Raw genomic sequence first — 18,282 nt, 5'->3', positions numbered from 1 at the left:
AAGAAGACTCAGTCAGAGTTTATTCTCTGACTGAGTCTTCTTTGCTGTACTGTTCTTCATTCGGTTTTCTCGTCTTAACAAAGAACAATAAAATAATAGTTTGAGTGACCAACATAAATCCAAGCATTCCTTTGATCAAAAGAATCGGAACAAAGTATATGGAGATACCGACCATAAGATAAATACTGATCAGCATTTTTATCTTTTTATCGAAAGCGATCGAACGGTGTTTCAAAAATTCTCCTACATAATTTTGATATAATGTTGTTGACTTTAGCCATAGATTAAATTTCTCTGAACTTTGCGTAAAGCAGTAAACGGATAATAATAAAAAAGGTGTAGTAGGCAATAAAGGTAAGAATGAGCCGATTGCTCCAAGGACAAAAGATAACCACCCAACAGTAATAAACAAGTATTTTTTTAGCTGCTGCATATAACCTTCCTCACATTAATAAATTTGATTACTTTGTCCAGCATACAGGATAAAATAGCTAACTTCAAATATTTTTCCCTTAGTATGTGAATAAATGTGTTATTTTTTACTTTTAAAATCTAAAAACTCAATTGCTTAAAATCGCAATTGAGTTTTTTAGGTTCTTTATCGAATTGTGTTGGTCATGCTTAATAATGAAATTTCCTCCGGAATTTACGCGTCTGCTTGCAAGAGCCATGGGAACGACTGGAGCCTTTCGTGTCTCCAGCCTTTCAAGCCTCAAACGAAGCCTAACTGCTTCGTAATTCGCATTGAATCCTTTACATGGCTGCAAAGAGCCGCTATTCCTCCGAAAATTTCAAGTTGTGGAATAGACTCATTCTTCTTACCAACACTAAAAATAATAGAACCGTTTTTTAATTTTTTTAGCTAGGTAAATGATTTAAAAAGTTTTGCGCCGCAAATCCAGCAACTTCCTCATTGGTAAATTTTTTCTGCAGAGCGGAAACAAAATTTTGTACTTCTCCTGCATGTGTCAAGCCTTCAATATGAGAACGAATTCCGTCAAAATCAGAACCGAATCCAATATTGTTTACTGCTCCTAATGCGACCAATGCCTCTATATGTTGAATCAGATCTGGAATGGCCACGGTCTTTTTGCGTTCTTCATCTATAGTGAAAGGAGGATTATAAACGACGTGAATCATCGCATCACGTTCCACTAAAGCTTTTATTTGTTCATCACTTAAATTTCTGACATGACTGCATAAGTGCAATACATTCGAATGTGTCGCAATCGGATATTTTGCAGCTTTCATTACATCCCAAAATCCTTTAACACTCAAGTGAGAGACATCTGTGAAGGCTTTCCGTTCGTTTAATCGCTTGACGATCTCATAACCAAAAGTTGTTAAACCACCGCCACGAGGTTCTTGGATGCCATCAGCTGCTAAATTAGCTGGATTCCAAGTTAAACCAACAGATAAAACACCTAGATCTAATAAATGGTCCAATTTAGACAAATCATTGCCGATTGCTTCGACTCCTTCAAGTGTCAAGAATGAACCAATTTCATTTTCTTTCAACGTATGTATGTCTTCCCATTGTTTAATTTGTTTCATCTCAGGGTTTTTTGCTAGAATCTCTTCTTGATAATACTTGATTTGTTCTAAAGCCGCTTCATATTTGTCTTCTACTAAAATCTCCGGTGCAAGAAAAATGGCAAAAGCTTGCACTTTCACTTGACCTTCTTTCAAACGAGATAAGTTCACATCTAACTTCTCTGAATCTTTAAAACTTAATTGCCCCTTAGCTTCTTGCAGCTTTAACAATGCATCACAATGCAAATCAATTACATCCATGCTATTTTTCCCTCCTTCGTTTACTATCCTTACTTATCTTTATTTGATTATACGCTATTCTGTTAGCAATGTGTTAAAAAACGTTTATCTAAACGAGTAGGAGGAACCTTACGGTTCCGACCTCTCACACCACCGTACGTACCGTTCGGTATACGGCGGTTCAATAACTTGAGTATCTTGTTTGGGCAGACGCATACAGTTGGGATAAATCTTTTAATCCCCACTTTATGAGTCTGTCTTTTGTTATAGCTGTATGAATAATGTGGTTTTTGGATGTTCTCCAGTACCCTTTTCGAGAAGCAGCTAATTTTAATGCGTCATCATGTTGGATACCATATCTTTTTAACATAGTATAACGTGTTTTAACTTTCTTCCATCGTTTCCAGATAAGTTGCCGAAGCCTGTGGTTTAACCAGGATTGTGTTTCTGCTATAAAGGTTTTCATATAACTGATACCATAATAATTAATCCAACCAACGGTAACTTGATTAATCTCTTTTACAATGTTCAGGAAAGTTCCTGGTCGTTTACGACTAGTTAGTTTTTGAAGTTTGTCTTTGAATCTTCGTTGTGCCGACTTAGCAGGTCGGCATCCAACTTTCCCATGTGGTTCATAATATGGAATCCTAAAAACTTCGCTTTTGTTGGAGTGGTCACCTTGCTTTTCTTTTGATTTACTGTTAGTCGTAAATCTTTTTCTATATACTCAGTAACACTCTCCATGACTCTTTCACCAGCACGCTGACTTTTAACATAGATAACGAAATCATCCGCGTAACGAATAAATTTATGCCCTCTTCTTTCTAGTTCTCGATCTAGTTGGTTTAGATATACATTTGCGAGTAAAGGTGACAGTGGGCCACCTTGCGGTGCCCCCTTATCTGTTTCGATATAGATATCTTTATCTAATATCCCAGAGCGAAGAAATTTCCAGATTAACTTTAATACAACTTTATCTTGGATAAATTCTTCTAAATAGGCTCTAAGCTTTTGATGGTGGATGGTATCGAAATAACTTTTCAAATCGCAATCGACCACTATTCTATACCCTTCTTCATAATATTCTTCCGCTTTTTGTATGGCTTGATGGGCACTTTTACCTTTACGGAAACCAAAACTATTATTTGAAAAATAGGGGTCAATCATTGGGTCGATAACTTGCAAAATAGCTTGTTGAACAACTCTATCAAGTACACTTGGAATACCTAAATAACGTTTAGAACCATCTGGTTTTGGTATGGGCACTCTTCGAACAGGTTGAGGTTTATACGTACCGTCCTTTAGTTTCTGTACTAACGTTGGGTAATATTTCTTCATATGGTCCTCTAGCTCTTCGACCGTGATACCATCTATTCCTGGAGCTCCTTTATTTTTTCGTACTTTTTCATACGCTTGCCATAGATTACCACTCTCTATGACTTTATCTATTAACGTGATACCATCTTGTTCTTTCATCTCCATGCTGTCACTACTACGCGCTCTTACATACTCTTTCGCTTCCAGCTTGTCCCTTTGTAAGAAGCCATCTTTTCGGTCTTTACCACGATGTTTTCTGCGATTTTGTAGTGACTTCACCTCCTTGTTTCTTCAAGATTATTATTGTTCTGCCCTTCAGAGAACGGCGTTCTCCTACTATGGCATCTGCTGACTTCTCACTATTCGTTGTTACTACGGTGTTTGCCGCTAGTGAGACCTCCCCGGGTAAGAATGATAACCTTCCACTCATGTCACTGCCTCATTTACTGTAGGAGATTCGTGCAGTATAGGACTTCACTTTATTTGGCAAGCTCGTCCATCTCCAGTCAGCCTTGTATGAGATTTCTGTTCGTCAGTGCGAGTGTTTGCGTCCAGCTTCCTTCAGATTCCTCCTCACGGGGGACACCCTTGCTATTCGCTAACAGTTCCTACTGCAAAGCCTGTAGTGGACTTTCACCACCAAGTTATCACCCATGCCGGGCGCACCAAAAAAAGACACTGACAAAAGTCAGTGCCTTTTTCCGACAATATTTATTTGCATAAATAGGTCCCATGAATTCCACAAAACAGAGGGGTCCAAACACCTGCATCTCGCAGTTGTACTAAAAGTACGGTGTGCCTTGTCTACTTCCAACCACTTGTCGCCGCAGCGAAATGACCGAAGTCACCTGGTCAGAGTCAACTCATCGCATGTAAAGTACTTTATCACAAAATACTGTTATGTACAAGCTTTTTCTAATTTATATTTTATGAGTCACATTAATTTTCAATCTGTTCCAGCCAAGCTTTTGCGATTACCGCATGTCCGGCTAATGTCGGGTGAACACCATCTTGCCCGGTTAAGTATGCGAAACTTTGTTTAATTCCAATTGCATTCAATCTTCCATCTAATGCTACAAAGTCTGTTCCGTATTCTTTTGCCAATTTGCGAATAACTTGGATTCGCGGATCCAGATCTAACCGCCAGTGCTCTCGATCAATCGGTTCTGGCAAAACAAACGGTTCCAGCAGAACGATTTGAGCATTGGTTCGTTCCTTGACTGTTTGCAATAAAACCCGGTAATAAAATTCAAATTTGTCTAAAGTCGCTTGCGTTCCAAAACCTTCAGATCCAACATTATGCCAAGTATCGTTTATACCGATTAAAATCGAGACCACATCAGGTTTCAAAGCTAAACAATCCTTTTCCCATCGCTCTGCTAAGTCGGCAATCTTATCTCCGCCTATACCGCGGTTCACTATCGATAGATGCAGTTCAGGATAGCGTTCAACTAAATCTGAAGCTATTAATAGTGGATAGCCTTTTCCTAAATCTGTCGGGTCTTCACGTTTACGATCTGCATCGGTTATACTGTCTCCGATAAATAAAATGGTAGCTCCTTTAGTTAGCTTCATTTAAATCACCTTTCTTTATCTTTTTTCTTGTTGTAAATAATTAAATACTGCGCCAATTAAATTAGCATCATTTTTAAAATCACACGTCTTAATAATCGGTTTGAAAGGAGCAATTTTAACGGTTTGTAAAATTTTGCCAAATTCTTCATCTAATTTTTCAATCAATCCAACTTTATTGGAGATTCCTCCTCCAATTAAAATAATTTCTGGATCAAAACTGTATTGTAGATTATATATGCCCCTAGCTAAATACGTATAAAAAGTTGCCACTTCTTCTTTCGCTATCAGATCGCCTTCTTCAGCCAATTGAAAAACTTCTTTTCCTGAGAACGTTCCTCTTTCGCTCCCTTTTCTTTCAGCATAGCGTGCAGCCATGTTAACAGCCGTTGCTAAATCACTGAATGTTTGGTTTTCTGTCATTAGCATAAATCCAAATTCTCCGCCAAATAAGTGCTTTCCATGTTGGATCTGTCCATCTACGATAACTGAACCGCCGATTCCTGTTCCGACAACGACAAACAAAACATTTTTTAACCCTTTAGCGGCTCCTTTCCAAATTTCTGCTAAAGCAGCACAATTGGCATCGTTTTCAAAAGAAACAGGACAGTTAAATACTGCTTCTAGTTCATCATACACAGGGAAATTATGTAAATAAGGCAACGCACTAGCTCCTTCAATCATGCGTTTTTCTTGATTAACTGCTCCTGGTGAACTGAATGCTACACCATCGATCGTAAACGTTTCTTCTGCTGTTTCTTTAATCTCGATTAAACTTCTTTTCATTTCCTCCCATGTAGCCGGAGTTTTTATACTGCCTTTATCACACAATTCATCATTTTCCCACACGCTGTGTTTGATAGACGTTCCACCAATATCGATTGCTAATAATGTCATTTTCTCACTCTCCTCTTTATAAGGATAAGCTATTCTTTTTAAAAAAGCTAGATAAAAAAGTAAAACCCTTACAGGCTCTTTTTTATAGATAAAAGATAAATGAACTTTCGTTTAATCGCTTTAGTAGAATAAATCACGTTGTTGGCGAGCCCATGGAGCTCTAAGGCTGTAAATGTGGTTAAAATAAAAATCGCCAATAAGAAAGACTGCTGTATCAGCATTTTCTTATTGGCGATTTATCATTTTTGGTATTTTGCGACTAATTAAAAAAATAAGAGAAAAAGTGCCTCAAACTACTGAAACAGTAGTAAAATATGGTTATCAGACTCATATAAGGAGGTCACTTTTCCCATGAATAGAATAACACAATTATCATTATTTGAAAACCATGAATTAGGCGATTTAGAAAAGTTGAATGATCTATTAACTGCATTACCGGATGAAAACCTGTTAACTGCATTAGAAGAAGAACGTGGAAAGGGCAGAAATGATTATCCAGTTCATACCATGTGGCGTGCTTTCGTAGCTAGTTTTGTCTTTCAACATCGCTCTGTCGCTTCTTTGATTCGAGAGTTGAAGCGGAATAGCCAACTCAGAGAACTATGCGGCTTTCAACCTCATTTTTCGCGCTCACAAAAAGGAAGGTATAGGGTTCAACTAGCTCCCACAGAAGCTGCTTTTTCTCGATTTTTAAAAAAGTTACTGCTCCATCAACACCTATTAGATGAGATGTTTACTGAATTGGTCACTACTTTATATGAAACACTGGATGGATTTGGGCAAACGTTAGCTTTAGATGGAAAAATCATCCCTTCTTATGCTACAAAACCAAATAAAAAAGTAGAACATGATGGCAGAAGAGATACTGAAGCAGATTTCACACTAAAACAATATACCACTACGACAGCCAATGGCGAGAAGATAACAAAGAAGAAAACATGGTTTGGTTATCGACTTCATTTAATCGTTGATGCAAATTATGAATTGCCTGTAGCCTACGAAGTGACTAAAGCATCTGAAGGCGAACCGACGGTCGCAAAAAGACTGATCAAACATTTTTCTACCTCACAAGCAAAACAGTGTGACTATCTTCTAGCTGACAGAGGATATGATGGAGCTCCATTATTAAGTCTCATTGAATCTAAAGAAATAATTCCCATTATTGATATTAAAAACCAGTGGGATAAAGATACGCTAACCAAACAATATCGAGATTCAGATTTGATTTATACGTATAATGGAGCCGTTTCCTATGTCGATGGAAAAGGAAATGAGATAAAGCTAGCGTATAAGGGATATGATAAGAAAACAGATTCTTTACGTTATGGATTTAAACCTCAATATCAGGATAACCGGCTTTTCAGAATAAAACGTGAAGAAGACAGACGTATATTTAACAAAGTCGCTAGGGATAGTTTTAAGTTCAAACGAATCTACAAAAAGCGAACCTCTATTGAGCGAGTAAATGGACGAATCGATCGAGATTACCTATTTGAGAATCATACGATACGAGGAAAAAAGAAACTGAATCTTTTTGTGACAATGACTTTTCTCATTATGTTAGCCTTTGCGAAAGATAAGATCAGTAAAAACCATCTAGCTCATCTAACTGCTTGGGTAGCTTAATTTTTTAAAAAATTAGAAGGGATAGTTTATTTGGCGTGCGCAAAAATAAAAGCGGAGTTAAAAAACAGACGCTTTTTTTACACAAACCATGGAATGAACTGACTACTTTTCGCTATTTTACAAATAATGAAGCCTACGGCTTATTTCTATGCTAGTTATTTTCACAAAAAATGGTACAACGTAATTTATTCTAGTATGCTTTTTAGTGGTATTTCCTATTTTTCTGCTCTATACTTAATAATAGATAGGAATTTTTTCAATCGTGAAGTCAGACAGTAAGAGGAGGCATCACATTATGAACGAAGAAACTATTTTGAGTTTTTTAAAACGACATGGTTTAGAAGCAACACCTGGGCAAACGATCTTTGCTGAAAAATTACCTTCTAAAAGAAATTGGTTTAAAAAACTATTTGGAATGAACAAAAGCAAACCCTATTGCATTAACTTTTCTGAACACGAACTTGTACTCATGCCCTTAAACTCTAAAAATAATTCATTAAAAGAAGGCGTCTACAATCAAATCCCTTTGAGTGAAATTAAAAAAATCAACTTTGAACAACCAGCAGCAGATAACGAATTGAACATTGAATACAAAAATGCACAACAATCTGTTGAACGTTACTTGATTCCTCAAGAATATGCCGCGTCGCCTTGGCACAGTCGTAATTTAATGCATTTAATGGAACAAATTGGAACAACTTAAGAAGCGTTTAAAAATAGAGGCTAGGGAAAAGTACGCAATGTACTTCCCCTAGCCTCTATTTTACTGGTTGTATAGCATTTGACCTTGATCAGTGACGAAACTGATTTTCTTCTCATTCAAAATGATTTAGAAATACATCTCAAACATTTTTGGAGGAATAGGGAGTTGCTTGTAGCCATGGAAAAGGATACGAAAAAACGAAGCACTGTGGGCATGCGCCCAAGTGTATCATGTCTGTATAACTGCTGAAGCAGCAACAGCCATGACAAACTTGTAAGTTTTGAGACACGTTCTTCGGCTCAAAACGGTCCCATGGCTTTCAACAAGCAACCCCGTAGTCCGAGGAAATTTTCTTACCAACGCCAGAAAATGAACAACCATTTTACTTTACCGGATTCTTTTTTTAATTTTGAATGACTTCAATTTTATAGCCGTCTGGGTCTAGAATAAAGAAGTAAGTTGCTGCTCCATCCGATAGGTCTTTTATATCGGTAACTTCATAACCCGTTTTTTTATATTCTTGGTGTGTTGCCTTCAAATCATCCACTCCAATAGCAATATGACCGTAGCCATCTCCTAATTGATACGGATCGGCTTGGTTGTAATTATACGTTAATTCTAATTCATAACCGCCTTCTTCAAATGCCAAATAAACCAAAGTAAATTTAAAATCAGGATAATCTAGCCGGCGAGCTTCTTTAAGTCCTAACACAGTAGTATAGAATTCCATTGATTTATCTAAATCTTTTACGCGAATACAGGTATGCAGCATTTTTTTAGTCATTTGATGAGCCCTCTTTTCTTTAGTTTTTTCTTCTGCTTCTATCTTAACTTATCCCTTAGCATTTTTCAAAACTTACTCATGTAATTCAATAGGCAAGTCATCCGGATCTCTGAAAAAGGTAAATAACCCTCCTGTATACTCATCTCGGCGAATCGGTTCCGTTTCTATCCCTTTATGATTCAGCTCAGCAACAGCTTGATTAATATCTTCAACATAAAAACACAGGTGTCTTAACCCAGCAGCTTCAGGAGAGGAAAAACGCTTAGGCGGATTTGGGAAAGAAAATAATTCAATTTCACTTTCTCCGATTTTTAAATCTAATTTATAGGATTCACGTTCTGCTCGATAGTTTTCCCTGATAATTTCCAGACCTAGTACTTGAGTATAAAATTCTTTAGATTTTTGATAGTCTGAAGCAATAATAGCGACATGATGTAGTCGTTTAAAATCCATTCTCATTCCTCCATTTCAATAGCCAACCTCTGTACCTGATTAAATCAGGATACAGAAGTTGGCTTATTTATTAATAGATTAGCCTTGTAAAATTTTTTCGATTTGAACTAATTCTGAAGCTGAAAAATCAAGGTTATCCAAAGCTTTGACATTGTCTTCGATTTGACTGACACGACTGGCTCCAATTAAGACACTGGTTACTTTTCCGTCTCTTAAAATCCATGAAACAGCCATTTCAGCTAATGTTTGTCCCCGACGTTTGGCGACTTCATTTAATGCACGAGATTTTTCTACATTCATTTTCACTTGTTCTTCATTCAAGAAATTGCTGGTTGTTCTGCCAGCTCTTGAATCTTTGGGAATGCCATTTAAATAACGGTCTGTCAGCATGCCCTGTGCTAATGGGCTAAACGCAATGGAGCCTAGTTGATTTTCTTGTAAAACATCTTGTAATTCATCTTCGATCCAACGGTTGTACATACTGTATGAAGGTTGATGGATAATAAATGGTGTTTTAAGGTCTTTAAATATTTTTGTGATTTCAGCAGTTTGTTCAGCCGAATAATTAGAAATCCCAATATACAAAGCTTTACCTTGACGCACCATTAAGTCTAATGCTTGCGCAGTTTCTTCAAAAGGTGTATCGGGATCTGGACGGTGAGAATAAAAAATATCGACATACTCTAGTCCCATCCGTTTTAAGCTTTGATCAATGCTGGCTGTCAGGTTCTTTTTAGAGCCGAACTCGCCATAAGGACCAGGCCACATGTAGTAACCGGCTTTACTTGAAATAATCAATTCGTCACGATAAGGAAGCAAATCTTTTTTTAAAATACGGCCAAAGTTTTCTTCAGCGCTGCCAGCTGGAGGACCATAGTTATTGGCTAAATCAAAATGAGTGATTCCCAAATCGAAAGCACGATGGACCATTTTACGGCTGTTTTCAAATAAGTCTACATCACCAAAGTTATGCCACATTCCTAAAGACAAGGCTGGCAGTTTTAGTCCGCTGTTTCCTACTCGATTGTAAATCATATTGTTGTAACGATCTTCTGCTGCTTGATACATTCAACCACTCCAGTTCTTTGGTCTATTCTCTTACATTTTTCATTATACCGCTTTCAAACGAAGAAAACAACATACTGGAATAGCCGTTATATATCATGAAAATACAGCAGCTGTATTCTATTTTTTTCTTAAATTGCTTTGCATATCGATTGATTATTCTTTTCCTATCCAGCATACTTAAAGTATAAAAAATTGTTAGTGCCAAATGGAATTTAAATTTGATCTTATGCAGTAGAAAGGATGAATAACGATGACTACTTTGAATATGACGATTTTACTGAAATTCATTTTCTCTCTCAGTTTTCTCTTTCCAATGCTCATTGCTTCTTATTTCTTCCGCTTTATGCGCACTAAAAATCTGATTCCTGTTCGTACTCATTAACAATTAAACACAATTAATTAGTTTATTTAGCAATGGCTTTCAGCATACCGCTGAAAGCCATTATTTGATTTATCATTCGAATCATTGTTTTTCTTATTTTTTTTAAAAAATAAGGTACACTGATACTATTAACTTTTCAAAAACTGGAGGTGATAAATAAATGAATGTTTCCGGCATCATCTTGGAATAATTAGGTATGATGTTTTTACTCATTTTATTTGGATATCTGCTGGCAAAAAAAGAAATCTTAAACGCTTCAGGAACCCAACAAATCGCTAATATGCTAACAATTTACATAACTCCCACTATTCTAATTATGTCGTTTCAACAAGAATACGAACGAGAACAATTAAAAGGGCTGTTCATTACTATGGGAGTCGGATTTCTCTTAATTGCGTCAAGAATCCTAGTCAATCAGGTCGCTTTAAAAAAAGAGGCGCGAATTGATCATTACGCTGCTGTCTTTTCGAATTCAGCTTTCATGGGCATCCCTTTAGTTATGGCTGTACTTGGTTATGAAGGTATTTTTTACATGACAGCTTATATGACTGCTACAACACTTTCTCAATGGACTTACGGCATTTATACACTTTCTGGAGACCGCAACTTAATCACTCCTAGGCGTGCTTTCTTTAACCCTGCAACGACTGGAGCACTTATTGGTTTACTTCTTTATGTTTTACAAATCAGACTGCCTTTTATTCTTTCTGAAGCGTTGTATACGATTGGCAACTTGAATACACCATTGGCGATGATTTTGTTAGGGAGCTATGTTGCCAGCAGCAAATTGCGAGCAGTTTTTCTCTCATATAAAGCTTATTGGGTAAGCCTGTTGCGTTTGGTTATTTTGCCAGTCGTTGGATTAGGTATTCTTTGGCTGCTGCCTATTGATGATTATTTGATTTTGATGGTCTTATCGATTGCTTCTTGCGCGCCGATAGCCGTTAATACTGCTTTATTCTCACAAATTTACGGTGGAGATTATGAATATGGAGCACGACTAGTCATTTTATCTACTCTGCTTTCTATTATTACCATGCCACTGATCTTGATGTTGTCTGCTTTTATTTTTAAATTTTAAAGCAAAAAAATTCTGCTTCAGTCGTTTCATTACTGAGGCAGTTTATTTTTTTATATTTCCACTTCTGTTAACTGTTTCACCGTTTCATAGACCACTTCAATACCTTTTTGTACTTGTTCATAATCGGTCCACTCTTCAGGCGTATGGCTTAAACCGTCTTTACTCGGAACAAATACCAGCCCAACTTCTGTAAACCCGGCAAAAATCATAGCATCGTGTCCTGCACCGCTCACCATTGACCGCGACTTTAATCCTAATGCTTCAGAGTTGGCCCTTAATTGCTGATGAATTTTCTCAGACAATTGAACCGGCTTCTCGTACAACATCTCTTCAATTTCAGCCGTTATTCCTTTAGGAGTTTTTGTTTGAATAATGGTTTTAACTTGTTGAATAACAGATTGGACACACGCTTCTGATTTGGAGCGCACATCCACAGTGAACACAACAACATTTGGAATGACATTCGCTCCATTAGGATAAACCGTTAACTTTCCAATGGTCAGCACAGTAGCCTCTGCAGCATCCATCGCTAATTGAGGCAGATCTGCCACTATCTGAACCGTCGCAGCCAACGCATCTTGTCTAGCATTCATTGGAGTCGTTCCAGCATGTCCTGCTCTCCCAGTAATGGTAACTTTAATTTCAGTCATTCCGACGATCGTTTCCAAAATGCCCACATCTTCCCCAGCCTCTTCCAATACAGGCCCTTGCTCAATATGCAATTCAATAAATGCTTTAACATCTTTAGCTGTCCGTCTTGCTTCAGTTAATTGATTGCCATTAAAGCCCAATGCAAGCATAGCTTCATTTACTGAAATTCCATCTTTGTCTTTCATGCTAGTTAAACTTTCTGCTGAGACTTGACCCGCAAGCATCCGGGAACCTAATAAACCAGAGCCGAAACGAGAACCCTCTTCTTCAACCATTGCGATAACTTCCAATGGGTAAACCGGCTGCAGTTGGTTTTCTTGAAATAAAGCTGCAACTTCCAGTCCGGTCACAACTCCAGCTGGACCGTCAAATGAACCGCCGTTTGGGACGCTATCAAAATGTGAACCTACCATAACCGCTGGTAAAGACGCATCTTTCCCTTCTAAACGGCCGTAAATATTGCCAACTGCATCTTCACGCACTTTTAGACCTACTTGTTTCATCTGCTTTTTCAGATAAGTTCTAGCTAATTGATCTTCAGGACTATAGCTTAACCGAGTGGTTCCTGCTCCTGGTGTTGCAGTAAACTTGCTCAATTCTTCAAGGATCGTTTTGATTCTATTTCGATTGCTTTGCATGATAAACCTCCTCTGTATTTAAACAAATTTTTTTTATATTTTTGTCAACTAAGTTAAGAATACGTTCTTTTACTTTACCATAAAATGATTAAACAAAAAAATCCGCAGATGAGTTTGTTTACTCAGTGCGAATTCTTTTATTTATTATCTAACTCAATAATCCATATCCTAGAACAATAACCAATAATAAAACGACTCCTAAGATAAACTTATTCATTGATTCGACACTTACATCTATTTTTTCGTAAAGCGAATCTTTTCCAAGTACTTTTTTTGGCTGTGCTTGTTCTTCTGGCTGTGTAAAGTCCACACGTTCTATTTCTTCCATATCGAACAATTCTCCTTTAGTACATTCCTTATTTTTTAACAATATATTTGCGAACATCTATCGATACAGCTAAAATAATGATCAATCCTTTAATGATATATTGCAGATAAGGACTGACCCCTACAAATGTCAATCCATAATTGATGAATTGTAAAATGACGGCTCCCATAATAACACCCGGAATAGTACCTACTCCTCCTGAAAAGGAAACACCACCAATAACACTAGCTGAAATAGCATCTAAGTCATAATTTAACCCAGTATTGCTCGTTGTTGAGCCAATGCGTGCGGCTTCTAAGAAACCAGCTATTCCGTATAAAACACCTGAAATGATAAAGATGAACATAATATTTTTAACTATATTTACACCTGATACTTCAGCTGCTTCTGTATTTCCACCAATAGCATACATATTTTTACCTAATTTAGTTTTATTCCAAACAAACCACATAATAACTGAGATAATAACAGCATAAAAAATTACATATGGTAATTTAACAGGCCCAATATCAACCGTATTCCGTACTAAACTAGTGTAACGAACATCTAATGAACCAATGGGTTGCGCACCATTCGGCGGACGATCAATATAGATGCACGAGAGACCATAAGCAATCAGTTGAGTCCCTAAAGTAATAATAAAAGCATGTACTTTTAATTTTGCTACACCAAAACCATTAATAGCGCCAAATATTAACCCAACTCCAATAGCCGCTAATAATGGTAAAATTAAAGGAAGCGCCGGCAGATTAGGGTACATTCTTGAGGCATAGGTTGTACTTTGGGCTAACGAAGAAGCTACAACCGCACAAAGCCCCAAAATCCGGCCGGCTGACAAGTCTGTTCCTTTTAATATGATCAATCCTGCAGCTCCTAATGCCATAATAATCCGTGTAGAAGCTTGACCAAGTATATTTGTAATATTTTGTAAGGAAATAAATGATGGCTCCATAATAATAACGACTAGTATCAAAGCCCCTAATACAATATATAACGAATAATTTAGTAAAAAATCATTCAGCTTCAGCCTTTTTTGCGTATTTTCCATTTTTACACCTCTCTTAAAAGATCCTGAATGTTAAGTATCTTCTCTTACTTTTACTAGTTTTTTTAGATAAACTTCGCTGATAATCTTAAAATTTCTTCTTGTGTCATATTTTTTGTTTCATCTATCCCAGCTACTCGGCCATTTGACATTACCAGCATCCTATCACTTATTCCAATCAGCTCAGCCATTTCACTAGAAACAACAATAACGGATTTTCCACGATTAGCTAACTCTAAAATCAATTGATAAATTTCGTATTTAGCCCCAACATCAATACCACGTGTAGGTTCATCTAATAAATAAACTTCAGCGTCGGTCAGTAACCACCTGCCGATGATGACTTTTTGCTGATTTCCGCCGGACAAAGTACCAATATGTGTTTTAGAACTTGGTGTTTTTACGTTCATGCTTTTGATGACTTCTTTCGTATCTTTTTCCATCGCTTTATCATTAACTACTCCATGTTTGGTATACTGGTTTAGGTTGGCTATCACGGCGTTAAAGGTAATACTGAGGCCGCCAAAAATACCGGTCGCACGACGCTCTTCGGTTACGAAGGCAAATCCATTATTGATAGCATCTCGCGAATGATTATTTTGAATCGTTTTTCCATTCAAGATGATTTCTCCTGTATCATGATGAGCAACTCCAAAGATATTTTCAAGCAGTTCGGTCCTTCTTGAACCAACAAGACCAGCAATACCAAGTACTTCGCCTTTTCGCAAAGTGAAAGAAACATCTTGAATCGAAGGCTGATAAGTAGCGGTCAAATTCTTTACTTCTAATACAACTTCTCCGGGGACATTATTCTTAGGAGGAAAACGATCGTTTAGTTCACGTCCTACCATTAAATTGATGATCTTTCCCATCGTCAATTCCTTTGCCGGCGTGGTGCTGACCCACTGCCCATCCCGCATAATTGTAACTTCATCAGAAATTCGCAAAATTTCTTCCATCTTATGAGAGATATACACAACAGCGCAGCCTTCTGCTTTTAACTGATTGATAATTTTAAATAAATGGTTAACTTCTTTTTCTGAAAGAGAAGATGTAGGTTCATCCAGCACTAAAATTTTCGCTCCGTAACTGACCGCTTTAGCGATTTCCGCCATTTGACGTTGGGATACAGATAATGTTCCAATTTCTTTTCTAGGATTTAAATCAATATCTAATTCTTCGAATATTTTTTTTGTATCTTCATACATTTTTTTTTCGTCTACTAGAAAACCTTTCATAGGGAATCGTCCCAGCCAAATATTTTCCATAATACTACGGCGCATGACTTGATTCAATTCCTGATGGACCATTGAAACACCATGTTCTAAAGCATCTTTAGGGTTCATAAATTTAGTTGGTACGCCGTCAATTAAAATCTCACCTGCATCTTCAAGGTAAATACCAAAAAGACATTTCATCAAAGTAGATTTACCTGCCCCGTTTTCGCCCATCAAAGCATGGATCGTTCCAGGTTTCAATTTGAGTTGTGCTTGATTTAATGCTTTTACACCGGGAAATACTTTATCGATATTGTGCATTTCTAGTACATAAGTAGGTGTTGCCAAAGAAATCACCGCCTTTATTTAAACTGATGTTTGGTAAAATGATAAGAATTGGTATACAAAAAGTCCTATCAATCCTTATCATTTAAATCAATTCACTTCATTTACATAAACATTTATAAATCTTTTTATTCACCAGAATAAGCTTGGTAAGGAATACGGATCGAAATTCCTGTATCGTCGTATTCATAATCTGTATCTTCAATATAATCTTTTCCTTGGGCAGCATTAACACCTAGAGCAAAGATAGCTTCAGCCATTCCCACTGCATCTTGTTTAACTGTTCCTGACATATAATTTTTTGAAATCAAGTCAACTGCTTCATCTGTTGCATCTACACCGAAAACGGGTATATATTTATCGTCGCCATTGTTATAGCCGCCAGATTGTAATGCAGAAATCGCTCCGGACGCCATTGAGTCATTATTTGCCAATACCATTTCAATATTATCGCCTTCACGTGACAACCAAGCTGAAACCGCTGTGTTAGCTTTATCGGCATCCCAGTTAGCTACTTGTTGACCAATTTCTTTCACACCAATTCCTGAATCTTCAATCGTTGAAACAGAATATTGAGTGCGGGCAATTGCTTCAGGATTATCGGCATCTCCCATCAACATAACGTAATTTAAAATTCCGTCCCCATTTTTATCTAATGATTTATCTGAATTCCATAGTTCAGCTGCCATTTCTCCTTGGATGACTCCGGCTTCTTCTGGTTTTGTACCAACAAAACGTGCTTTGTCATAACTTGTCAAAATACCGCTATCTGGTTCACGATTGAAAAAGATTACAGGAATATCAGCGGCTGAAGCTTTATCAATAACGGTTTGTGCTGCACCTGTATCTACAACATTAACTAGTAAGACTTTAACTCCTTTTTGAATCAAGACATCAATTTGATCATTTTGGGTAGCTTGGTCTCCTTTAGAATCATTTAACAGTAATTCCACATCTTTGTTATCTTTCGAAGCATCTTCTAAAGCCTGACGAACGGAAGAGATATACGTATCGTCATATTTATAAAAAGCGACACCAATTTTATCTCCTGATCCTGATGATTCGCCTTCAGCTGATGAATCTCCACAAGCTGTCAATGTACCAATTGTCAATAATGCAGCTGAGCTCAATAAAAGTTTCTTAAATTTACCCATCCTTCTAACCTCCAAATTATAATAGTTACTTCACATGTAAACGTTACCATTTTATTCTCTAAACGACTATGTGATTTCATACTTTTCCTGTTCAAAATGATACGATACGCTATTTTTAAATAATCGACCGAGCCAACTCCAAAGTAAAATCAAAAAAGATGGAACAGAAGTGTCGATTGCACTTTCATTCCATCTTTCTAAGCTAGCTTACTTCATTTCTTTTTTTCCCAGTTGATAAATACCATAAAAACAAACAACCATTAAAATGATTCCGATAATAGAAAAGGAAAGTGCATGAGCGGTATGCAAATCATTCAGTGCATTTGTATTTAGCAAAATAGCAACAGGTGAAGCAAATACTAACCCTAAAATCCCACTGTAAGTTATTGAACTATAATTTTTAAATAAAAATTCAATCATCTTGCTGATTAAAAAAATTCCAATCAAAACACCAATACCGAAAACAAATAATACGATAAGATTAGGCAAGAGAGCTTCCATATCACCAGTCCGCAAAGCAGTAATAAAACTCGTGATCGTATTAATAATGGAATAATAGTAGCCTAAAATCATCAATACCAAGGATCCGCTTATTCCAGGGATAATCATTGTCGCTGAGGCAATGATTCCAATCAGAAATAATTTAAGCAGGCTATACGGTGTCAGTGCAATCGCGTTGAAAGAAGAATCTACTCCTTGAAACAAAGGTAGAACTGCAACTAATGCAAACATCAAGATAAAGAAGATCAAATGACTCAGTGAAATTTTTTCGCCTTTAAATTTCAAACCAGCTTGAAAAGAAGTCCATAATAAGGGAACGCCGCCTAAAATCAAACCTATAAAAGCTAAAGCTGTGGGTAATGTATAGTTGCTTAACAAAAACTCAATTGTATAAGTAAAGGCAACGATTCCCAAAGCTGCTCCTATCAAAATAGGCAGCAACGTTTTTAAGCTGACTTTCCAATTTTTAAACAAATGACTGATTGAAGAAATCATCCGGTCATAAATACCTAAGGAAACGGCCATCGTTCCGCCGCTAACTCCAGGAACAATATTAGCTATGCCGATTACCATTCCTTTTAATACATCTAATAAATAATTCATGTTCATCCTCTTTCGTTAGATAATAATTACTTTAACATCATAACAGAAGCAGTCCGCCAAATAAACCTCCACTCTGCAATTAAAGTAGCTGATTCCTTACTCAATCTAATTTTTTATCTTTTAAAGTAAGAAATGGTATACTTA

At 36.9% G+C, this 18,282-nt stretch carries 18 protein-coding genes; 3 read left to right on the top strand and 15 right to left on the bottom strand.

Annotation, left to right across the window (positions count from 1 at the left end):
• Positions 1 to 19 precede the first annotated feature (19 nt).
• The 6 genes from BR87_RS11040 to BR87_RS11015 all read right to left on the bottom strand — a co-directional run bounded on the left by BR87_RS11040 (position 20) and on the right by BR87_RS11015 (position 5,559).
• Complete coding sequence (locus BR87_RS11040) at positions 20 to 433, bottom strand: YbaN family protein (protein ID WP_035032152.1); 414 nt, start codon at positions 431 to 433, stop codon at positions 20 to 22.
• Positions 434 to 858: 425 nt separating this feature from the next.
• Complete coding sequence (locus BR87_RS11030) at positions 859 to 1,794, bottom strand: dipeptidase (protein WP_035032147.1); 936 nt, start codon at positions 1,792 to 1,794, stop codon at positions 859 to 861.
• Positions 1,795 to 1,954: 160 nt separating this feature from the next.
• Positions 1,955 to 2,305: a group II intron maturase-specific domain-containing protein gene (locus BR87_RS13395; RefSeq protein WP_244877061.1), complete on the bottom strand. Its 351-nt coding sequence runs from the start codon at positions 2,303 to 2,305 to the stop codon at positions 1,955 to 1,957.
• 26 nt (positions 2,306 to 2,331) lie between these two features.
• Positions 2,332 to 3,369 (bottom strand): group II intron reverse transcriptase/maturase, encoded by a 1,038-nt coding sequence (gene ltrA / locus BR87_RS11025; RefSeq protein ID WP_244877016.1) that lies wholly within the window; start codon positions 3,367 to 3,369, stop codon positions 2,332 to 2,334.
• 660 nt (positions 3,370 to 4,029) lie between these two features.
• A complete protein-coding gene (locus BR87_RS11020; RefSeq protein ID WP_035032144.1) occupies positions 4,030 to 4,665 on the bottom strand; it encodes an SGNH/GDSL hydrolase family protein in 636 nt (211 codons plus the stop codon).
• A 15-nt stretch (positions 4,666 to 4,680) separates the two neighbouring features.
• Positions 4,681 to 5,559, bottom strand: a complete 879-nt coding sequence (locus BR87_RS11015; protein ID WP_035032141.1) for an ROK family protein — start codon at positions 5,557 to 5,559, stop codon at positions 4,681 to 4,683.
• Between the two features lie 351 nt (positions 5,560 to 5,910).
• Here BR87_RS11015 and BR87_RS11010 point away from each other — a divergent pair, with 351 nt between their 5' ends.
• Both BR87_RS11010 and BR87_RS11005 read left to right on the top strand, forming a co-directional pair.
• Positions 5,911 to 7,185, top strand: coding sequence for a transposase (locus BR87_RS11010; protein ID WP_035029917.1), 1,275 nt, complete (start codon positions 5,911 to 5,913; stop codon positions 7,183 to 7,185).
• Between the two features lie 295 nt (positions 7,186 to 7,480).
• Positions 7,481 to 7,888 (top strand): hypothetical protein, encoded by a 408-nt coding sequence (locus tag BR87_RS11005; RefSeq protein WP_035032139.1) that lies wholly within the window; start codon positions 7,481 to 7,483, stop codon positions 7,886 to 7,888.
• A 403-nt stretch (positions 7,889 to 8,291) separates the two neighbouring features.
• On the opposite strand, the gene gloA is transcribed toward BR87_RS11005, so the two are convergent.
• The 3 genes from gloA to mgrA form a co-directional block, all read right to left on the bottom strand.
• Positions 8,292 to 8,672 carry a lactoylglutathione lyase gene (gene gloA, locus BR87_RS11000; protein WP_035032136.1) on the bottom strand — a complete coding sequence of 127 codons (381 nt, stop codon included), beginning with the start codon at positions 8,670 to 8,672 and terminating at the stop codon, positions 8,292 to 8,294.
• A gap of 72 nt (positions 8,673 to 8,744) precedes the next feature.
• Positions 8,745 to 9,125 carry an SMU1112c/YaeR family gloxylase I-like metalloprotein gene (gene gloA2, locus BR87_RS10995; RefSeq protein ID WP_035032133.1) on the bottom strand — a complete coding sequence of 127 codons (381 nt, stop codon included), beginning with the start codon at positions 9,123 to 9,125 and terminating at the stop codon, positions 8,745 to 8,747.
• A gap of 78 nt (positions 9,126 to 9,203) precedes the next feature.
• The gene (gene mgrA / locus BR87_RS10990; protein ID WP_035032130.1) at positions 9,204 to 10,193 is read right to left on the bottom strand and encodes an L-glyceraldehyde 3-phosphate reductase; all 990 of its coding nucleotides are present in this window, start codon (positions 10,191 to 10,193) and stop codon (positions 9,204 to 9,206) included.
• Positions 10,194 to 10,771: 578 nt separating this feature from the next.
• On the opposite strand from mgrA, the gene BR87_RS10985 reads away from it, so the two are divergent.
• Entirely contained in the window at positions 10,772 to 11,656 is an 885-nt protein-coding gene (locus BR87_RS10985) for an AEC family transporter (RefSeq protein WP_244877057.1), read from the top strand.
• 50 nt (positions 11,657 to 11,706) lie between these two features.
• On the opposite strand, the gene BR87_RS10980 is transcribed toward BR87_RS10985, so the two are convergent.
• The 6 genes from BR87_RS10980 to BR87_RS10955 all read right to left on the bottom strand — a co-directional run bounded on the left by BR87_RS10980 (position 11,707) and on the right by BR87_RS10955 (position 18,138).
• Complete coding sequence (locus BR87_RS10980; protein ID WP_035032128.1) at positions 11,707 to 12,945, bottom strand: Zn-dependent hydrolase; 1,239 nt, start codon at positions 12,943 to 12,945, stop codon at positions 11,707 to 11,709.
• A gap of 148 nt (positions 12,946 to 13,093) precedes the next feature.
• Positions 13,094 to 13,273, bottom strand: coding sequence for a hypothetical protein (locus tag BR87_RS10975; protein ID WP_035032123.1), 180 nt, complete (start codon positions 13,271 to 13,273; stop codon positions 13,094 to 13,096).
• Between the two features lie 28 nt (positions 13,274 to 13,301).
• Entirely contained in the window at positions 13,302 to 14,321 is a 1,020-nt protein-coding gene (mglC, locus tag BR87_RS10970; RefSeq protein WP_035032120.1) for a galactose/methyl galactoside ABC transporter permease MglC, read from the bottom strand.
• A gap of 62 nt (positions 14,322 to 14,383) precedes the next feature.
• Positions 14,384 to 15,883 (bottom strand): galactose/methyl galactoside ABC transporter ATP-binding protein MglA, encoded by a 1,500-nt coding sequence (gene mglA / locus BR87_RS10965; protein WP_084683610.1) that lies wholly within the window; start codon positions 15,881 to 15,883, stop codon positions 14,384 to 14,386.
• Positions 15,884 to 16,008: 125 nt separating this feature from the next.
• Positions 16,009 to 17,034, bottom strand: a complete 1,026-nt coding sequence (locus BR87_RS10960) for a galactose ABC transporter substrate-binding protein (RefSeq protein WP_035032118.1) — start codon at positions 17,032 to 17,034, stop codon at positions 16,009 to 16,011.
• A gap of 207 nt (positions 17,035 to 17,241) precedes the next feature.
• Positions 17,242 to 18,138, bottom strand: coding sequence for a DUF368 domain-containing protein (locus BR87_RS10955; protein ID WP_035032116.1), 897 nt, complete (start codon positions 18,136 to 18,138; stop codon positions 17,242 to 17,244).
• Positions 18,139 to 18,282: the final 144 nt, after the last annotated feature.

Source organism: Carnobacterium mobile DSM 4848 (assembly GCF_000744825.1).
Classification (GTDB): Bacteria; Bacillota; Bacilli; order Lactobacillales; family Carnobacteriaceae; genus Carnobacterium_A; species Carnobacterium_A mobile.
Note: the sequence above shows the minus strand (reverse complement) of the source record. Positions and strands in the feature narration are given on the sequence as shown.

Bases quoted from the DNA above. Each gene is read 5' to 3' on its own strand.
- BR87_RS10980 (WP_035032128.1), bottom strand. From the start codon at position 12,945: ATGCAAAGCAATCGAAATAGAATCAAAACGATCCTTGAAGAATTGAGC.
- BR87_RS11030 (WP_035032147.1), bottom strand. From the start codon at position 1,794: ATGGATGTAATTGATTTGCATTGTGATGCATTGTTAAAGCTGCAAGAA.
- gloA2 (WP_035032133.1), bottom strand. From the start codon at position 9,125: ATGGATTTTAAACGACTACATCATGTCGCTATTATTGCTTCAGACTAT.
- BR87_RS11020 (WP_035032144.1), bottom strand. From the start codon at position 4,665: ATGAAGCTAACTAAAGGAGCTACCATTTTATTTATCGGAGACAGTATA.
- BR87_RS10960 (WP_035032118.1), bottom strand. From the start codon at position 17,034: ATGGGTAAATTTAAGAAACTTTTATTGAGCTCAGCTGCATTATTGACA.
- BR87_RS11005 (WP_035032139.1), top strand. From the start codon at position 7,481: ATGAACGAAGAAACTATTTTGAGTTTTTTAAAACGACATGGTTTAGAA.
- mgrA (WP_035032130.1), bottom strand. From the start codon at position 10,193: ATGTATCAAGCAGCAGAAGATCGTTACAACAATATGATTTACAATCGA.
- BR87_RS10975 (WP_035032123.1), bottom strand. From the start codon at position 13,273: ATGGAAGAAATAGAACGTGTGGACTTTACACAGCCAGAAGAACAAGCA.
- BR87_RS11010 (WP_035029917.1), top strand. From the start codon at position 5,911: ATGAATAGAATAACACAATTATCATTATTTGAAAACCATGAATTAGGC.
- BR87_RS11015 (WP_035032141.1), bottom strand. From the start codon at position 5,559: ATGACATTATTAGCAATCGATATTGGTGGAACGTCTATCAAACACAGC.
- BR87_RS11040 (WP_035032152.1), bottom strand. From the start codon at position 433: ATGCAGCAGCTAAAAAAATACTTGTTTATTACTGTTGGGTGGTTATCT.
- BR87_RS10985 (WP_244877057.1), top strand. From the start codon at position 10,772: ATGATGTTTTTACTCATTTTATTTGGATATCTGCTGGCAAAAAAAGAA.
- mglC (WP_035032120.1), bottom strand. From the start codon at position 14,321: ATGGAAAATACGCAAAAAAGGCTGAAGCTGAATGATTTTTTACTAAAT.
- gloA (WP_035032136.1), bottom strand. From the start codon at position 8,672: ATGACTAAAAAAATGCTGCATACCTGTATTCGCGTAAAAGATTTAGAT.
- BR87_RS10955 (WP_035032116.1), bottom strand. From the start codon at position 18,138: ATGAATTATTTATTAGATGTATTAAAAGGAATGGTAATCGGCATAGCT.